This window comes from Acidobacteriota bacterium, assembly GCA_020853395.1.
Classification (GTDB): domain Bacteria; phylum Acidobacteriota; class Vicinamibacteria; order Vicinamibacterales; family SCN-69-37; genus JADYYY01.
Map to the genome: position 1 here is coordinate 406130 of JADYYY010000002.1, position 17131 is coordinate 423260.

Consider the following 17131-nt stretch of genomic DNA (forward strand, 5'->3'; position numbering starts at 1 on the left):
ATCGCGCGCGCGCAGGTCGGCCGGTAGTGTTTCGGGAGCGCGGGCTGGAGTCAAGCCTCGTCGGGCCGTGGACGCTCCGTCGGCGCGGCCGAGCCGGGGCCCGGCAGCGGCGGGCCCTCGACGCCCGCGGCTTCGCCGCGCAGCAGATCGTCGATCGACCCGTACTTGTAGATCACCCGCGCGCCGTGCCTGGGCAGGCCGCCCGTGTCGGCCGTCGGGCCGTAGGTCGAGTAAAGCGAACGGCCCAACAACCGCAGGTACGCCGTCAGTTGCCCGCGATGATGCGCCGAGTGCGCGATGCGCCGCGTCATCACCCATGCCCGCGATCGCTCGACGTCGAAGAAGCGGATCGTCTCGTCGTACCAGACGTCCGGCTGCTGCCGCAGCCCGGCGAGCCGGGCGGCCGAGCACGCGTCGTAGTGCGCGAGGAAGGCCTGCCGCGTTTCCTCCGGCGGCAGGGCCGGGTGGGCGATGCCGATGCCGAGCACGCCCGACATCCACGCCTCCTCGCTCAGGCACTGGTGCACCATGTGCTCGAGCGGCGTGCGTGCGCGCGGCTCCGGCCGGAACTCCATCGCATCGTCGGGAACCTGCGCCCACACGCCGAGCGTCTTCAGCCGTTCGGTGGCGTAGGTGTCGGCGAGGAACGAGAAGCGGGACAACGGTCAGTTCATCGAGCAGGCGCCCGGGCCGCGCGGATCGCCGCACGCCCCGCACGCACCGACGGGCGCCGGCGACGCGTCGCGCGACTTCGTCGAGAGGGCGAAGACCGAGAGCTGCTTCTCGAGCGCCTGACTCTCGCAGCTCGGGCACGACGGCAGGCGGCTCGCGGTGACGAGCGCCTCGAACGCGTGGCCACAGTCTCGGCAGATGTACTCGAAGAGCGGCATGCGACGATTCTACCTCGCACAGCTTGGCCGCCGCCGGCGCGCAGCCGCCATCAGCCCACGGCGACGTAGCGCCGGCACCTCGCCCGACTAGGGCGTCGAGACGTCCTGCCGTCGTGCGCGGTACGGAACATTGGTCGGACAATCTCCATGTCCGACTCGTGCCGTACACGTCTGGCTCGAGCCTGCCGGCGCGATCCTGCGCGCACTGTCGCATCGGGCGGGCCCGCGTGCTGTCCCGCCCGCCCTCCGGCCGGCGAGCGCCGGCCGTCAGCGCTCCGCGCCGGCGCGGCGTTTGACCTGCCCGCGCCGGCGCCGCAGGTAGTCCTGCAGCCGGCGGCGCGCGGCCCGGAACGCATCGTGGATCGCGAGCTCGATGTCCTTGTGCTGCGGCGCAGGCTCGTCCTGCTTGCGGAGGCTGCGCGCGCCGGTCGCGCGCGCCCCGCCTCGCGCGCTCGTCTCGTGGGAGATGATGACGTCCTCCCCCGGCACGCTCAGCTCGACGCGGACGTGGATCCGATGGGGGCTCCGCTGGCTTCGCTCCACCGGCTCAACGAGCACGCGCGCGCCGATGATCGTCGGGCAGAACCTCTCGAGCGACGCGACGCGCTTCCGGATGTCGCCATCGAGCGCCGGATCCGCCTTCATGCGGCGGAAGGTGATGACAGGTTCTACGGGCACAGCAGCAAGTTTCCGTCCGGCCATGAGCTACTCGACTTCGAACGTGATCTTCGCGTTCACGCGGTACTGGACGATCGTTTCGTTCGACACGACGCCCTCGAAGTTGGCGATGTAGATCGACTTGACGTTCCGCACCGTCCGCGACGCGTCCCTCACCGCCGCCTGCGCGGCGTCCTCCCAGCTCTTCTCCGACTGCGAGATCACTTCGATGACCTTGTGAATGGCCATGGGCCCTCCTTCCGAGCGTCCCCGCTCATCTCATCCCTTGATGCACACGATTGGCTCCAGCCGCGCGACGGCGCGCGACAGCCCCGCGCGATCGGCGGCTTCGACGACCGCGGTCACGTCCTTGTAGGCGCCGGGCGCCTCCTCCGCGACGCCGCGCGACGACGGGCTGCGGACGAGGATGCCGCGCCGCGCCAGGTCGTCGACGACCTGCCGGCCGCGAAACCGCTTCACCGCCTCGTGCCGGCTCATGCGGCGGCCCGCGCCGTGACACGACGATCCGAGCGACGTGCGCTCGCTGGCCTCCGTGCCGGCGAGCACGTACGACGCCGTGCCCATCGTGCCACCGATCAACACCGGCTGGCCGGCCGTTCTGAACGCCGGCGGCAGATCCGCGTGCCCAGGACCGAACGCGCGCGTCGCCCCCTTGCGGTGCACGAAGAGCTGGCGCCGGTGCCCATCGATCTCGTGCGCCTCGAGCTTGCAGGTGTTGTGCGAGACGTCGTAGAGCAGCGCCAGCCGCGCCTCCGGGACGACCCGGGCGAACGCCTGCCGTACCAGGTGCGTGAGAATCTGCCGGTTCGCCAGCGCGCAGTTGATGCCGGCGCGCATCGCGCCCAGGTACGCGCGGCCAGTCGGCGAGCCGAGCGGCGCGCACGCCAGCTCGCGATCGGGCAGGGTGATGCCGTGCTGCGGCGCCTCGATGGCCATCTGCCGCAGGAAGTCGGTGCCGATCTGGTGGCCGAGCCCGCGCGAGCCGCAATGGATGCTCACGACGAGCCCGTCCGGCTCGAGTCCGAACGCCCGCGCAGCGTCCTCGTCGAACACCGCGGCGACCTTCTGCACTTCGAGATAGTGGTTGCCGGAGCCGAGCGTGCCCATCTCGTCCCGCTGGCGCCGCTTCGCCTGGTCGGACACCGCCTCGGGGCGCGCGTCAGCCGCGCACCCGTGCTCCTCGATGCGATCGAGATCCTCGCGCTCGCCGTAGCCCTGCGAGACCGCCCACCGTGCGCCGCCGGTCAGCATGGCCTCCATCTCGTCGGCGTCGAGCGAGATCCGCCCCACGCTGCCGACGCCGGCCGGCACGACGCGCGCCAGCTCGTCGGCGAGCGTTCGCCGGCGATCGCCGAGGTCGGCCTCCCGCAGGCCCGTCGTGAGCGTGCGGACGCCGCAGGAGATGTCGAAGCCGACGCCGCCGGCCGAGATCACGCCGCCCCGCTCGGCGTCGAACGCAGCGACACCGCCGATGGGAAACCCGTAGCCCCAGTGCGCGTCGGGCATCGCGTAGGACGCCCGCACGATGCCGGGCAGCGTGGCGACGTTCGACACCTGCTCGTAGACTTTCTCGTCCATCTCGCGCACGAGCGCCTCGCTCGCATACAGCACGCCGGGCACGCGCATCGCGCCGTGCGGCTCGATCCACCATTCGACGTCGGACTTCCTGACGAGCCGGTCGAGATCCATGGCACCGTGTCCTGCTCGACGCGCCGCGGACGGCGACGTCAGTTCCGCGTGTCCGGGCCGCACGAGGTGGGCGCATCATGCGCAGCGGACGACGTGACGTCGGGCGCGGACCGACGTCACACGTCCACCACGCACTGCGCGATCCACCGCCCGTCGGCCTGCTGCGCAACCTCGAGCGCCGTGTGCGTCGCGCCCTTCACCTCGACGGCTGGCTCGTGTCGCAGCGGATCCACCGGTTCGCCGCGGACGAGCGCGTGGACCTCCGTGCCCTCGACGCGCACCTCGAACTCCCCGAACAGCAGATGCTCGGTCGCCATCGCGTACACCAGCGCGTTCAACCAGTCGACGAACAGCAGGTCCAGGGCCGGGGCGCGGCAGACGATCTCCGACACCTGACGGGAGCGCACCGCGGCCGGGTCGCAGACGACGGCGGTCAGCGCGACGGCGGCTTGCGCGAACGCATCTGCCAGCGTCCGCCCGACCCCGCGGACGCCGACGTCCGCGCCGTGGGCGAAGTGCTCCCAGTAGTTCCGCTCCGATCCCGGCCGGCCGCGCGCGCGAGCACCACCTGCCGTCGCCATCGGCTCCACCGTCACAGCCGGCCCGATCGCATGATGCCGATCGCCAGCCGGATGCCGAACACCGCGGCCACGACGAAGCCCGCAAGGCCGAGCACCGGGTATCCGTACGCCGCCACGCCGCGCCCTGCCTGGATCACGAGCGACGACCCGACGATCAACGCGGCGATGATCATCGCGAACGCCAGCCGGTTGCTCGATCGATCCATCTCGGTGACGAAGTGCTCGAGGTTCCGGTGCACGAACCGGATCTCCAGCCGGCCGTCGCGCACCTTGCGGCCGATGACGTCGAGGTGCTGCGGCATGGCCCGCACCGCGTGCAGCGTCTGCTGCAGCGCCTCGAGCACGCGACGGCCGAGCGCATCGGGCGCGAGCTCGCGCTGCCAGAGCCGCTCGGCGAGGGGCGCCGCGTGCTCGATCATCTTGAACGCCGGGTCGAGCCGCCGGCCGACCGCCTCGATGGTGACGAGCGCTTTCACCAGGAGCACCAGGTTGGACGGCATGCGAAGCTGGTGCCGCCGCAGCGTCGCGACGATGTCGGCGAGCACGTCGGCGGCCGACAGATCGCCGAGCGCGAGATTGCCGTACGTCTCGACGAGCGCACCGAGATCGCGCTCGAGCGCGCGCACGTTCACCTCGCCCTGCGGCTCGGTAATCTCGAGCGCGAGGCCCGCCAACTCGGCCTGATCACGCCGCCAGATGGCTCGGATCACGCGCGCCAGCGCATGCCGCGTCCGCTCGTCGAGCCGACCGACGATGCCGAGGTCGAGGAAGCCGATGACGTTGCCGTCCATCACGAGCAGGTTGCCGGGATGCGGATCGGCATGGAAGAAGCCGTGGACGAGCACCTGGGTCAGCATCGCGTCCGCGCCGCGCCGGGCGATCACGGCGCGGGCGTAGGGTCCCACGCCGGTCGCGTCCAGCTCGGCCGCCTTCAACCCCTCCAGATACTCCATCGTCAGGACACGCGTCGTGGTGCGATCCCAGTGGACGCGCGGGAAGCGGACGGTGGGATCGCCGGCGAAGTTGGCCGCACAGCGTTCGAGGTTCCGGCCCTCGCGGACGAAGTCCAGCTCGGCGCGGATGGTCCGCGAGAACTCCTCCACGAGACCCGACGGATCGAAGAGAGCCGCCGCCGGCACGTGACGTTCGAGCAGCCGCGCCAGATGACGCAGGATGTCGATGTCGCCTGCGATCGTGCGCTCGATGCCGGGCCGGCGGACCTTGACGGCGACGGCCTGGCCGTCGAGCGTGACCGCCCGATGCACCTGCGCGATCGACGCCGCCGCGATCGGCTCGCCGGCGAACTCGGCAAACCGGGACGCGAGTGGCCCGCCCAGCTCTGCTTCGATGGCGGCTTGGGCCGCGCCCGCCGGAAGCGTCGCCACGTGTTCCTGGAGCTTGGCCAGCTCCTCGACGAGGTCGGCCGGCAGCAGATCGGATCGCACGCTGAGGGCCTGACCGAACTTCACGAAGGTGGGCCCGAGCTCTTCGAGCACGAGCCGCACGCGGGCGGCGCGCGAGATCGCCGGATCGATTCGGGCGCGCTCGGGCAGCACCCGTGCTCCCCAGCCGAGGTACCGATCGAGGCGGAGCGCGTGGACCACGTCGGCAAAGCCGTGGCGCGCCAGCACGCCGGCGACCTCGCGGGTCCGCCGGGCAGTCGAGGTCCCGGCGCCGGTGGACATCACCGTTCGTCGCCCGGCGCGGCGACGCGAGCGAACGCGTGCTCGATTGCCGCGATCCGGCGCTCGAGATCGACCACGCTCGCCTGCGACGCGACGTTCGCCTGGCCGAGCGCGTCGACGACGGCCTCGCGGATCCGGTCGTCCAGCTCGTCGCGGCGAGTGGCCCGCCCGCGCACCCATTGCGCGGTCAGCTCGCGCGCCTCGTCGGCGGCCAGCTCACCGCGACGGACGAAGTCGTCCGCAATGGCGCGGACTTTCTCCTCGGTCAGCTCGATCGCGCCCGCCGCACCCAGCAACAGCATCCGAACGGTGTTCAGCACGTCGCCCTCCCCTCTGCGGATGTGGCCCGACAGATGGATCAGGCACGAAGCAACGACCTTGCCACGACGCGGCGCGGAGGAGGGCGAGTCGGCGCCGGCGGTCGAACGCTGCCAATCGGGCCCGCCTCGAAGAAATCACGGCGGGCCGTGGGAATGGCCGGTGCACGGGCCGCCGATCGGCTCGCGCGCGCGTGCTCGACACGACAGCTCGGCTCCGGTCGCGGCCGCGCGGGCGCCGCACCGCGCCGATGCTTGTCGCCGCTCAAAGTTGCCTTCGCGGATGGCGGTCTATACTGACCAATCATCCTCGAGCGCATGGGCTGACTCGAGCGGGAGTCAGCATGCACACGTTACCGGCGATTATCCAGGGCGGCATGGGGGCGGGCGTCTCGGACTGGCGCCTCGCGAACGCGGTGTCGTCGCTCGGACATCTCGGCGTGGTGTCGGGCACGGCGCTCGACGTCATCCTCGTCCGGCGCCTGCAGGTCGGCGATCCCGGGGGGCACATGCGGCGGGCGCTGGCCGCGTTCCCCGCGCCCGGCATCGCCGAACGGATCGTGTCGCGCTACTACGTCGAGGGCGGCAAGGCGCCGGCACGCCCCTTCGTCGTGCTGCCGCTCCACGAGCGGCACACGCCGCGCGACCTCGCCGAGCTCTGCATCGCCGCCAACTTCGTCGAGGTGTTCCTCGCGCGCGAGGGACATCCTGGCGCCGTCGGCATCAACTTCCTCGAGAAGATCCAGGTACCGCACCTGCCGTCGATCTACGGGGCGATGCTGGCCGGCGTCGACTACGTGATCATGGGGGCGGGCGTGCCCGTGAAGATTCCGGGCGTGCTCGATCGACTCGCCCGCCACGAGCCGGCCGAGTATCCGCTGCAGGTGACGGGCGCGGCCGACGAGGACACGACGCTCGCGTTCGATCCAGCGGCGTTCCTCACGGAGGCCGAACGCGGCGGGCCGCTCCGGCGGCCGACGTTTCTCGCCATCGTGTCGTCGCACGTGCTCGCCGCCGCCCTGCTCAAGAAGTCCAACGGCGTCGTCAACGGCTTCGTCGTCGAGGGCCCGACGGCCGGCGGCCACAACGCGCCGCCGAGAGGCCGGCTGCAGCTCAACGAGCGCGGCGAGCCGGTGTACGGCGAACGCGACGTCGTCGACCTCGAGCGGCTGCGCGCGCTCGGGCTGCCCTTCTGGCTGGCGGGCGGGTTCGGCCGGCCCGGTGCGCTGTGCGAGGCGCGGGCGCTCGGTGCCGCCGGCATCCAGGTCGGCACCGCGTTCGCCTTCTGCGACGAGTCCGGGTTGCGCGACGACCTCAAGCAGGCGCTGATCGAGGAGGTCGGGCGTCGGACGGCGCGCGTCTTCACCGATCCAGTCGCCTCGCCGGCCTCGTTTCCGTTCAAGGTCGTGCGCCTCGAGGGGACGCTGTCGGAGGCGCCAGTCTACGACGCGCGGGCTCGCGTGTGCGACCTCGGGTACCTTCGCGAGGCCTACCGGCAACCGGACGGCCGCGTCGGTTTCCGATGTCCAGCCGAGCCGGTCAGCGCCTACGTCTCGAAGGGCGGCACCGTCGAGGACACCGCCGGACGCAAGTGCATCTGCAACGCGCTCATGGCCAACATCGGCCTCGGCCAGATGCGCGGGCGCGAACCGGAACCCGCGTTGGTGACCGCCGGCGACGCCCTCACGGGCATCGGCGTCTTCCTGCCGCCCGGCCGTCGGCGCTACAGCGCGTCGGACGTCATCGCGCGTTTGACGGAGCCAACGCCAGCCTGAACGGACGCCAATCGGCTCGGCGGCGTCATCGCACCGGTCGCACACCTCGATCCGCTTCGCACGTCAGCTCCGCTCCATCTCCGGCAACGCGGGGTCTCCAGGGTAGGTCACGCGCGTGCCATCGACATGAGCCCAAGGCGTGAGCTCGTGAAGGGTCGCCGACGTGGCGCTGGCGATCTCTCGCACCTCGATGCCGTGAACCATGAGGGCGTCGGCCAGCAACGAGCGATGACAGCGCCACGGCACGGCCTCGGCGCACATGAACGCGCACCGTTCGGCGCGGGTGAGCGCGAGCGCTTCCCTCAGGTACGACTGGAACTCGAGTGTCTGCATGTAGTCGGCATAGCCGCGGAAGCTCGCGTTGCGCCAGGCGGTGTTCGGCGAGTCGCGCCGCGGGCGCCGCAGGCCACCGAGCCCGGGCATGTGCGTATAGCGGACTCCGGCAGCGTCGAGCGACGCGGCGAGCGCCTCGCGCGCGAACTGCGGGTTGTGCCGCGACTTCGGGATCGTGCGGACGTCGACCAGCCGCGCCACGTCGTGTCCCTTCAGCATCGCGAGAAAGTCGTCGATGGCACGCGTCGAGTGGCCGATCGTGAACGCGACGAGCGAGAGGTTCCTGGTCGTCACATCACCAGCCTACACGGCGGGCCACGCTCGGCACGCGGTCGGGTGAGCACCCAGCGGTGCGGTTGAACTCGCGACGAAGCCGGCTGCACGGAGGCGGTTCGCCTGAGAGCGCCGGCGAGGCCACTCGACGGTCGCCACCGGAGTTCGGCGGTATTCCACGAATGACGCCGATCGGCCGTCTCGTCGCGCTGGCGGGCTCGCCCCACCTTTTTCCACGTCGTCGCGGCCCAAGCAGGCGTATCGTCGACCAGGTGATCCCTCTCATGCCGAATCGCGCCATCGTCTTCACGTCAGCGGCATTGCTTGCCGCCTGCTCGGTCAGCCGCGTCTCGGACGGTCCGACGACACGCGAGCACCGGACAATCGCGCTCGCGAAGGCGGAGGTCGCGCGCGTGAAGGTCGACGTCGGCGCGGGCACGCTCCAGGTGCGCGGCGGCGCGCCGACGCTCCTCGAGGCCGACTTCGCCTACAACGTGCCGGAATGGAAGCCGTCGATTGAACAGAACACGTTCGGATCGGCCGTGGAGATCGCGGTTACCCAGCCATCGAAGTCGATCGCGGTCGGACGGCCGGAGAACCGCTGGGACCTCGCGCTCAACGACACGGTGCCGGTCGAAGTGGAGGCGCACCTCGGTGCCGGCGAAGCCAAGCTCGAGCTGGGCAGGCTCCGGCTCCGGGACGTGAAGATCAGCGTCGGCGCCGGACGGGTCGATCTCGACCTGCGCGGCACGCCGGCGCAGAGCTACAAGGTGGAGGTCGAGGGCGGCGTCGGCCAGGCGACGATCTACCTGCCTGCGACCGTCGCGATCTCCGCGATGGCGACCGGCGGCATCGGCTCGGTCGAAGTCCAAGGCCTGGAGCGCGCCGACGGCCGCTGGAGGAACCCACGCGTGACGTCCGGGCCGGTGACGATCGGCGTCGATGTGCACGGCGGCGTCGGACAGGTCCGGCTGATCGCCGAGTGAACGGCCGGCGGCGGACGCGCGCGCGAGGCTTCGAGCGCGGGCCCGATCGCGCTCACGCGGCCCTCTGTCCTTGCCTCTCGCCCGCCATCGCTGATGCCTTGACATCCTACATGTGTACATGTAGAACGTCTTTGCATGCCGGCCGACTCGCCGAAATCGGATCTGCTCCAGGGCACGCTCGACGTGCTCATCCTCAAAGTCGTCGCGCTCGGCCCGATCCACGGGTACGCCATCGCGCAGCGGCTACAGCAGATGTCGGCGAACGTGCTCCAGGTGCAGCAGGGCTCGCTCTACCCCGCGTTGCACCGGCTCGAGAAGCGCCGCTGGCTCGAGGCCGAGTGGGCGGCGTCCGACACGGGACGCGAGGCGCGCTTCTACACGCTCACCCGTCTCGGCCGGGCGCAACTCCAGGAACAGCGCGCGAACTGGGACCGGCTGTCGGCGGCCATCTCCGGCGTGCTCGCCGCAGCCGAGTGAGCCATGTGGCGGCTGCGCCGAGCTCGCACGCGTGACGAGCTCGCGTTCCATCGGGATCGGCTGATCGACGACTACGTGGCAGGCGGCCTGGACCGCCGCGCGGCCGAGCGCCGCGCCTTCCTCGAGTTCGGCAATCTTGCCAGCCTCGAAGAGGCCTCTCGGGACGTGCGCGGGCGGTGGATCGAGGATGGTGCGCGCGACGTGCAGTACGCGCTGCGAACGCTGGGCCGCAGCCCGGGCTTCGCCGCGGCGACCGCCCTGTCGCTAGCGCTCGCCATCGGCGCCACCAGCGCGGTCTTCAGCCTCGTCAACGCGGTGCTGTTGCGCCCGCTGCCGGTCGCCGATCCGGATGGGCTCGTTCAGATCACGCGGTTGACGCCGGATGGACGAGCGGCGAACGTCTCGTTTCCGCTGTTCGAGCACCTGCGCGACCACCTGCGGTCGATCACCGCGGCGTTTGCCTTCAGTTCCACGCGCACCACCATCCTCGTCGACGGCGAGCCCGAGCTCGTGTCGGCCGATCTCGTGTCCGGCGCCTACTTCGACGTGCTCGGCATCCGGCCCGCCGCCGGCCGGCTGCTCGCCAATGAGGACCGGCACCCTGCACCGGAACCGGCCGCCGTGATCAGCGACGGCTATTGGCAGCGGCGCTTCAGTCGCGATCCGTCGGTCGTCGGCCGGACCGTCAGGGTGGCCGATCGCGTGTTCACGATCGTCGGCGTGCTGCCGGCGTCGTTCCGGAGCGTCCGCGTCGGGACCGCGCCGGACGTCGTGCTGCCGCTCGTGCTGATGACGAGTGCCGCGCAACGCGGCGAGGCGACGAACAACTTCCTGAAGCTGATGGCACGGCTCGCACCCGGCGTCACGATCGCGCAGGCCGGCGCCGAAGCCCAGGGTCTGTGGCAGGCGTTCATCGAGCCGATCGCCGGCGCGGCGCCGAGCGGGCTGCGCGACGAACTGCGCAACCGGCGAGTGGGCGCCATCGCGTCGCCTGACGGCATCAACGAGTTCCGCGCCGACTTGGGTCAGCCGCTGATCATCCTGATGGGCGCGGTCACGCTCGTGCTGCTCCTGGCATCGATCAACGTCGCCGGCCTGCTCGTGGCGCGAGCGGTGGCGCGGCATCGCGAGATCTCGATCCGCTTGGCCATCGGCGCGGCGCGGGGCCGGCTCTTGCGTCAGTTCCTCGCCGAGAGCCTCGTGCTCGCCGTGATCGGCGGCGGTGCCGGGCTCGTGGCCGCCGGCTGGCTCAGCCAGGGCCTCGCGGTGATGTTCGTCAACGGACGCGAACTGGATCTGTCAGTCGCGCCCGACTGGCGGGTGCTCAGCTTCACGGCGATCGTCGCGCTTGGCGTCGCCGTGCTCGCGGGCTCCCTGCCGGCGCTCCAGGCCCTGCGCGAGAGCGTGATGCCGGCGCTCAGGCAGGTGCGGGCCGTCGGCCGCGGCCGCCTGGGACGCACGCTCGTCACGACCCAAATCGCGATCTCGATGGTGCTCGTCGTCTGCGCGACCTTGTTCGTCGGCTCGCTCATCAAGCTCTACGCGGTCGAGCGCGGGTTCGACGCCAAGGGCGTGTTGGTCGTGTCCATCCGCGCCATCACGCCGATTCCCGCCGAACGCAACGTGCCCCTCGTCGACCATCTCGTCAGCAGCCTGACGGCGATTCCCGGTGTGCGGTCGGCCGCGGCCGCAGTGGTGCTGCCGGTCAGCGGCAACAACTGGACCAGGGCGATTGAGTTGCCGGCCGACGCGTGGCGACCCGGCGGCGCGAACACGACGTTCAATGCCGTCACGCCCGGCTACTTCGCCACGCTCGGCATCCGCGTGCTGGCGGGCCGGGACTTCGACCGCCGTGACACACGCGTTGCGCCGGCGGTGGCCGTGGTCAACGAGAGCTTCGCGCGGCGATTCTTCGGAAGCCAGTCGCCCATCGGCCGCCGGGTGACCTCGGTGAACACGAGCTACGACATCGTTGGCGTCGTCGGCGACGCCACGTACGACGACCTGCGCGATGGGCACGAGGAGACGATGTACGTCGCGGCGGCGCAACGCGCGACCGAAGACCAGGCAGCCGGCTATGCCTACTTGGTGCGCGCAGCCAGTGGCGGCGATCCTGCTCGCCTCGCGTCGGCGGTCGCGTCCGCGATTGGCCGGACCGATCCCGCGCTGCAGGTGCAGCGCACGCTGACCTACGACACGCTCATCGACCGCGCGATTCCCGCGGAGCGAATCCTCGCGACGCTCGGCGGCCTGTTCGGCGTGCTCGCCCTCGTCATCGCCGGCATCGGCATCTTCTCGATGCTCGCCTTCCAGGTCGCGCGGCGTACCACCGAGCTCGGCGTGCGCATGGCGCTCGGCGCCACGCGCGGCTCGATCGTTGGTCTCGTGCTCCAGGACGTCGCGTGGATGCTCGTACCCGGTCTCGCCGCCGGCGCCGCCGGTGCCGCCCTGGTGACGCCCCTCGCACGCGACCTCGTCTTTGGCGTCGGGCCGATCGATCCGGCGGTCTTCACCGTCGCGGCGGCCGTCCTCACGACGGCCGCCCTGATGGCCGCTTGGGTTCCAACCCGCCGGGCTGCTCGTGTTGATCCGCTGATGGCGTTGCGACACGAGTAGACCTCCGTACGCTGCGCGGGTCGATCGCACGCCCACACGACGCGGGGATCGATGCGATGGCCGCGCCGACGCACCGTGACGTCCGTTCACGTCGCTGACTTTCTCGCGATTCTGCGGTCGAGTGCTCGCGGAGCGCCGATCACCCGCTGCTGACGGCTCTTTCCTCGCTCGTGACTGCTCTTTTCTCGCTCCTAACGGCGCTTTCCTCGCTCCTGACGGCTCTTTTCTCGCTCCTGACTGCTCGTTCCTCGCTGCTGACGCCGCCGCACTGACGTCTGAGGCTGCTTCGTCGCGTCCTGCACGTCGAGCACTGGCCGCGCGTGCACCCGCATCGAGAAGTGAACGGTCGTTTCTCGGTCGAAAGGCTTCAGGACGCTCGTTCCTCGCCTCCGGTCCCTGTCATCTCTGCCGTACAATGATGCGACGCGAGGGACTCGAATGGACCGACGGACATTTCTCCTGGGATCGACGGCAGCGGTGGGGGCAACAGCGCGTGTCTGGGGACGTCAGGCAGGGCGCGGTGGCGCGTCGGCCGCGACCCTGGACCGCATTGGGATCATGGCTTACAGCTTCGCGCGCGTCCTGAAGGTGCCGGGCCAGGCCGCCAGCCCAGAGCGCACGCTCGAGGTGCTCGAGCTGCCCGAGATGTTCGCGGATCGCTACAAGGTCCACAACATCGAGATGCAGCACAACTACTTCGAGTCCACCGAAGCGTCGTTCTTCAAGACGTTCCTCGATCGGCTCGCGAAGACCAGGTCTCGCATCAGCAACATCAACCTCGAGCTCGGCAACATGAACATCGCGGCAACGACCCCGGCGCTGCGGGCGCAGGCCGTGGATCTCACTCGCGCCTGGATCGATCACGCCGTCGTGCTCGGGTCGCCGCGCGTGATGATCAATCAGGGCCGGCTGACGCAGGAGAACAAGGCGACGGCCATCGAGGTGCTGCGCCGGATGACGGCGTACGCGAAGACGAAGAACATCATGGTCGGCGCCGAACCGCGCGACGACGACTTCGTGCTCCTGACCGAGGTGCTGCGCGGCGGCGGCGCCTACACGAACCCAGATGTCGGCGGCTTCGGCGGCGACGAGGCGCACGTCAAAGCCGGGATGCGGGCGATGTTCCCGTTCACCGACGGCAACTGCCACATGAAGATGCTGAATCCGCCGACGTACGACCTGGCCGACCTCGTGCGCCTCACGAAGGAGCTCGGCTACCGCGGTTTGTACTCGATCGAGAACGAGCTTCCCGGCGATCCCTACAAGAACGTCCAGGACGTCTACGACGTGTTGGTCGCCACGCTGTAGATCGGCGTCGCGGCTGGCAAAGCGCGGACGCGCGTGCGGCGGCTGGAAGCGATCGACGCGGCGCTCGAGGGACATCGATTGCCAGCGCCTACGACGACCCGCGGTTCCATCAGGGGCTGAGAATCCAGCGGGACGGCTCCGACTCCCGCGGCGGCGGTGGCGCCGGACGGGGCCGACCTGCGTGGCGCGCAGGCGACGCCCCGTGATCACGACCGTTGCGCCGAGCACCACGTGGGCTGTCCGGCGACAGGACCGCGCTCACCGAGTTGTGACACACACTCTGGGCGCTCATCGCGCGCGGCCCGGTGTGGAGCTTCGAGCGCCTCGAGGCGGCCTCTCGACCGCGCGGCTTCTTGCTGTTGACAGTCGACACCAACAGCGATAGTGTCGTCATTCGACATCAATGGCTGCCGCACCGGATCTGCTTCCCGGCACCCTCGACATGCTGATTCTCCGGACGCTGCAGAAGGACACGCTGCACGGCTGGATGATCTCGGAACGTATCCAGCAGATCTCCGGGGACGTGCTTCAGATCACCCAGGGGTCGCTGTATCCGGCGCTCCATCGCCTCGAGCACCGCGGCTGGATCGAGGCCGAATGGGCGGTGTCCGAGCTCGGCCGGCGCGCGAAGTTCTACCGGCTCACGGCGTCGGGCCGGCGCCAGCTCGCCGTCGAAACGCGCGCGTGGGCGCGCATGGCCGCGGCCATTGGCCGCGTCATGAAGCTGGCGTGAGCGATGGACCTGCGCGACGTGAAGCTTCGCGCGCGGGCGCTGCTCGCGCCCCGCCAGGCCGAGCGCGACCTCCGCGACGAGCTCGCCTTCCACGTCGATCGCGAGGCGCGAAAGCTGATCGACGAGGGCATGGCGCCCGCGACGGCGCGCGCCCGCGCGCACGCGCGGTTCGGTTCGGTTCCGCTCGTCGCCGACGAGTGCCGGGACCAGCGCGGCACCGCGTTCGTCGACGACGCCCTCCGCGATCTTCGCTGCGCGGTGCGCTCGTTCGCGCACGCGCCGCTCGCCTCGGCGACCGTCGTCGCGACGATCGCCATCGGCCTCGGCGTCGTCGCGGTGCTGTTCACGTTCCTCAATACGTTCCTGTTCCGCACCGATCGCGTCCCGGACGTCGAGCAGTTCTACGCGGTCGAACGGCTGCAACCGGGCACCGACGGACAATCGTCGCTCACCCGTGCCGATTTCGAGTCGTTGCGCCGGGACACGTCGGTGTTCACCGACGCCTACGCCGCCGTGTCCGGCATCGATCTGCGTGTGGATGGCCGGGCGATGGCCGTGACGCTCGTCACCGCCAGTTTCTTCGATCTGGTGCGTGTCCGCCCGTCGATGGGACGCGCGCTGACTGCCGCTGATGACGCGCCGAATGGCGGCAACCCGGTCATCGTGTTGAGCGACAAGGGATGGCATCGTCGCTTCGATCGCGATCCGGACGTGATCGGCCGCACGGTGCTCGTCGGCGGCGTGCCGTTCACGGTCGTCGGCGTCATGCCGGAAGGGTTCCGCGGTCTCGTCGTGGGTGCGCCCGATTTCTGGGCGCCTCTCGCGCAGCTCGGCGCGTTCCGGCCCAATCAGCGCGGACGCGAGAGCAGCGCTGTCGTGGAGATCGCCGGCCGGCTGAAGCCTGGCGTGTCCGGGGACAGCGCACGCGCGCAACTGCGTGCGTGGAGCGCCAACGCGCCGGCATCGACCGCCGAACGGCGTGCCGCCGCGGCCGCCACGATCGACGTGCTTCCCCATCGAGGCACGGTGCCGCGTCCGATGGAAGCGGTGATGCTGTTCGCGCCGTTGTTCATCGCCTTCGGTTTGATTCTGTTGATCGGGTGCGCCAACGTCGCCAATCTGCTGCTCGCGCGCGGCGTCGCCCGCCAGCGTGAGATCGGCATCCGTCTCTCGATTGGCGCGTCGCGTGGGCGCATCGTCCGTCAACTGATGACCGAGAGCCTGCTGCTCGCGCTCGTCGCCGCCGCGGGCGGCTATGTCGTGTCGCGTCTCGCGCTCACCGGCGCGGTTGTCTGGGTGGTCGGCATGATGCCCGCCGACATCTGGGACGTGAGCCTCAACGTGCCGGCTGCGGACTGGCGCGTCGCGCTGTTCCTCGTCGCCGCCGCGGTGGCGTCCACCGCGTTGTTCGCACTGCTGCCGGCGCTGCAGGCCACCCGGATCGATCCGGTGCGGACGCTGCGCGGCGAGCTGGTCAGGGATGCCCGTCCGGGCCGCGCCCGAAATGCGCTGATCGGCGTGCAGGTGTTCGCCTCGGCGCTGCTGCTGATCGGCGCGTCGATCTTCCTGCGCAGCGGCATGGCCTCCTCACAATACGACCAGGGCTTTCGCACCGCCGACACGGTGATGATCGAGCTGGTCAACGAGCCGACGCGAACGGCCATGCTCCAGGCGATCGCGGCGGACGCCGCCATCACGCAATACGCGGCGGTACGGCCAGGTATGCTGGACACGTTACCCGGGCTTGCCACCATCGGCCAGGGGAAGACGCCGCTCCGCTGCAAGTTCGTATCGGGCGACTACTTCGGCGTGATGGGCGTTCCGATGCTGCGCGGGCGAACGTTCACGCCGGCCGAACGCGACGGCGCTCCGGTCGTCATCGTCTCCGAATCGACGGCGCGAGCGCTGTGGCCGAACGGCAACGCGATTGGCGAGACGTTCCGGCTCGAGCCCGATCGTCCGTCCGAAGGCCAACCGGAGGATCAGCCGGCATTCTCCTCGCACCTGGTGACGGTCATCGGCGTGTCGCGAGACGTCACGGGCTCTCGATTCACCGGGAACAAGCCAGGCGTGTTCATGCCCACCAGCCTGGACGCGCCGGACACCGCGGCCATGGTGCGGATCGCCGGAGATCCGGATCTCGCCAGGCGCACGCTCATCGAGCATTTCATCAAGATCGATCCGAACCTCGGCAGGATCGTGACGATGCGAACGGTGGCGCGGCTCGAGAAGGTGTTCCTGACGATCGCGTTTTCGATTGCCGTGGCGCTCGGCGCGCTGGCGTTGCTGCTGACGGTGTCGGGACTGTTCAGCGTGTTGTCCTACCTCGTGGCGCAGCGCACCAAGGAAATCGGCTTGCGCATGGCGCTTGGCGCGCCGTCGCGAGCCGTCACGCGCTTGGTGCTCGCGCAGACCGCCCGGCCCGTGCTCTACGGGCTCGTCGCCGGCACGGTGCTCGCCGCCGCGCTCGCGACCGTATTGCTGTCGACGCCGTTCGGCGCGTTCATCTCGCCGATCGTGCACGTTGCCGATCCCGTCGCCTATCTCGCGAGCGTGGTGATCATCGTCGCCGCCTGCGTCGCGGCGGCGGCACTGCCTGCCACGCGCGCCGTGCGGCTCGATCCGATGCGGGCCCTGCGGGAGGAATAGACGCTCACTTCCCTCTCGGAGCGCGCTTCAGCCGCAGCCGCCACGGCGATCGTCGGTTGCCAGCCGCCTCGCACGGCGCGGACGGATCTTTTGCTCACGCCCGCGTCGATCGCTGTCATCACTTGACTCGAGGCGTCGCGG

General features: G+C 70.4%; 16 protein-coding genes. 7 read left to right on the top strand and 9 right to left on the bottom strand.

Annotated elements, in window-relative coordinates:
• Positions 1-50: 50 nt before the first annotated feature.
• From IT184_02455 to IT184_02490, 8 genes are all read right to left on the bottom strand, one after another.
• Positions 51-662, bottom strand: a complete 612-nt coding sequence (locus IT184_02455; protein MCC7007655.1) for a DinB family protein — start codon at positions 660-662, stop codon at positions 51-53.
• 3 nt (positions 663-665) lie between these two features.
• On the bottom strand, positions 666-890 hold the full coding sequence (locus IT184_02460; GenBank protein MCC7007656.1) for a zinc ribbon domain-containing protein: 225 nt from the start codon (positions 888-890) through the stop codon (positions 666-668).
• Between the two features lie 267 nt (positions 891-1157).
• Positions 1158-1568, bottom strand: coding sequence for an HPF/RaiA family ribosome-associated protein (locus IT184_02465; GenBank protein MCC7007657.1), 411 nt, complete (start codon positions 1566-1568; stop codon positions 1158-1160).
• A gap of 27 nt (positions 1569-1595) precedes the next feature.
• Positions 1596-1796 (bottom strand): dodecin domain-containing protein, encoded by a 201-nt coding sequence (locus tag IT184_02470; GenBank protein ID MCC7007658.1) that lies wholly within the window; start codon positions 1794-1796, stop codon positions 1596-1598.
• A gap of 30 nt (positions 1797-1826) precedes the next feature.
• Positions 1827-3257: an RtcB family protein gene (locus IT184_02475; protein ID MCC7007659.1), complete on the bottom strand. Its 1431-nt coding sequence runs from the start codon at positions 3255-3257 to the stop codon at positions 1827-1829.
• Between the two features lie 116 nt (positions 3258-3373).
• Complete coding sequence (locus IT184_02480; protein MCC7007660.1) at positions 3374-3838, bottom strand: archease; 465 nt, start codon at positions 3836-3838, stop codon at positions 3374-3376.
• An 11-nt stretch (positions 3839-3849) separates the two neighbouring features.
• Positions 3850-5523: an AarF/ABC1/UbiB kinase family protein gene (locus tag IT184_02485; protein MCC7007661.1), complete on the bottom strand. Its 1674-nt coding sequence runs from the start codon at positions 5521-5523 to the stop codon at positions 3850-3852.
• Positions 5523-5843: a hypothetical protein gene (locus IT184_02490; GenBank protein ID MCC7007662.1), complete on the bottom strand. Its 321-nt coding sequence runs from the start codon at positions 5841-5843 to the stop codon at positions 5523-5525. Before IT184_02490 ends, IT184_02485 begins: the two co-directional genes overlap by 1 nt.
• Positions 5844-6184: 341 nt before the next feature.
• On the opposite strand from IT184_02490, the gene IT184_02495 reads away from it, so the two are divergent.
• The gene (locus IT184_02495; protein ID MCC7007663.1) at positions 6185-7615 is read left to right on the top strand and encodes a nitronate monooxygenase; all 1431 of its coding nucleotides are present in this window, start codon (positions 6185-6187) and stop codon (positions 7613-7615) included.
• Positions 7616-7678: 63 nt separating this feature from the next.
• Here IT184_02495 and IT184_02500 read toward each other — a convergent pair whose 3' ends face one another.
• Entirely contained in the window at positions 7679-8167 is a 489-nt protein-coding gene (locus tag IT184_02500) for a DUF488 domain-containing protein (protein MCC7007664.1), read from the bottom strand.
• Positions 8168-8505: 338 nt separating this feature from the next.
• Here IT184_02500 and IT184_02505 point away from each other — a divergent pair, with 338 nt between their 5' ends.
• The 6 genes from IT184_02505 to IT184_02530 all read left to right on the top strand — a co-directional run bounded on the left by IT184_02505 (position 8506) and on the right by IT184_02530 (position 16990).
• Positions 8506-9207 carry a hypothetical protein gene (locus IT184_02505; GenBank protein MCC7007665.1) on the top strand — a complete coding sequence of 234 codons (702 nt, stop codon included), beginning with the start codon at positions 8506-8508 and terminating at the stop codon, positions 9205-9207.
• A 135-nt stretch (positions 9208-9342) separates the two neighbouring features.
• On the top strand, positions 9343-9684 hold the full coding sequence (locus IT184_02510) for a PadR family transcriptional regulator (GenBank protein ID MCC7007666.1): 342 nt from the start codon (positions 9343-9345) through the stop codon (positions 9682-9684).
• A 3-nt stretch (positions 9685-9687) separates the two neighbouring features.
• Positions 9688-12300 (top strand): ABC transporter permease, encoded by a 2613-nt coding sequence (locus IT184_02515; protein MCC7007667.1) that lies wholly within the window; start codon positions 9688-9690, stop codon positions 12298-12300.
• A gap of 558 nt (positions 12301-12858) precedes the next feature.
• A complete protein-coding gene (locus tag IT184_02520; protein MCC7007668.1) occupies positions 12859-13608 on the top strand; it encodes a sugar phosphate isomerase/epimerase in 750 nt (249 codons plus the stop codon).
• A gap of 403 nt (positions 13609-14011) precedes the next feature.
• Positions 14012-14341, top strand: a complete 330-nt coding sequence (locus IT184_02525; protein MCC7007669.1) for a PadR family transcriptional regulator — start codon at positions 14012-14014, stop codon at positions 14339-14341.
• Between the two features lie 3 nt (positions 14342-14344).
• Entirely contained in the window at positions 14345-16990 is a 2646-nt protein-coding gene (locus tag IT184_02530) for an ABC transporter permease (GenBank protein ID MCC7007670.1), read from the top strand.
• The last annotated feature ends 141 nt before the right edge of the window (positions 16991-17131 follow it).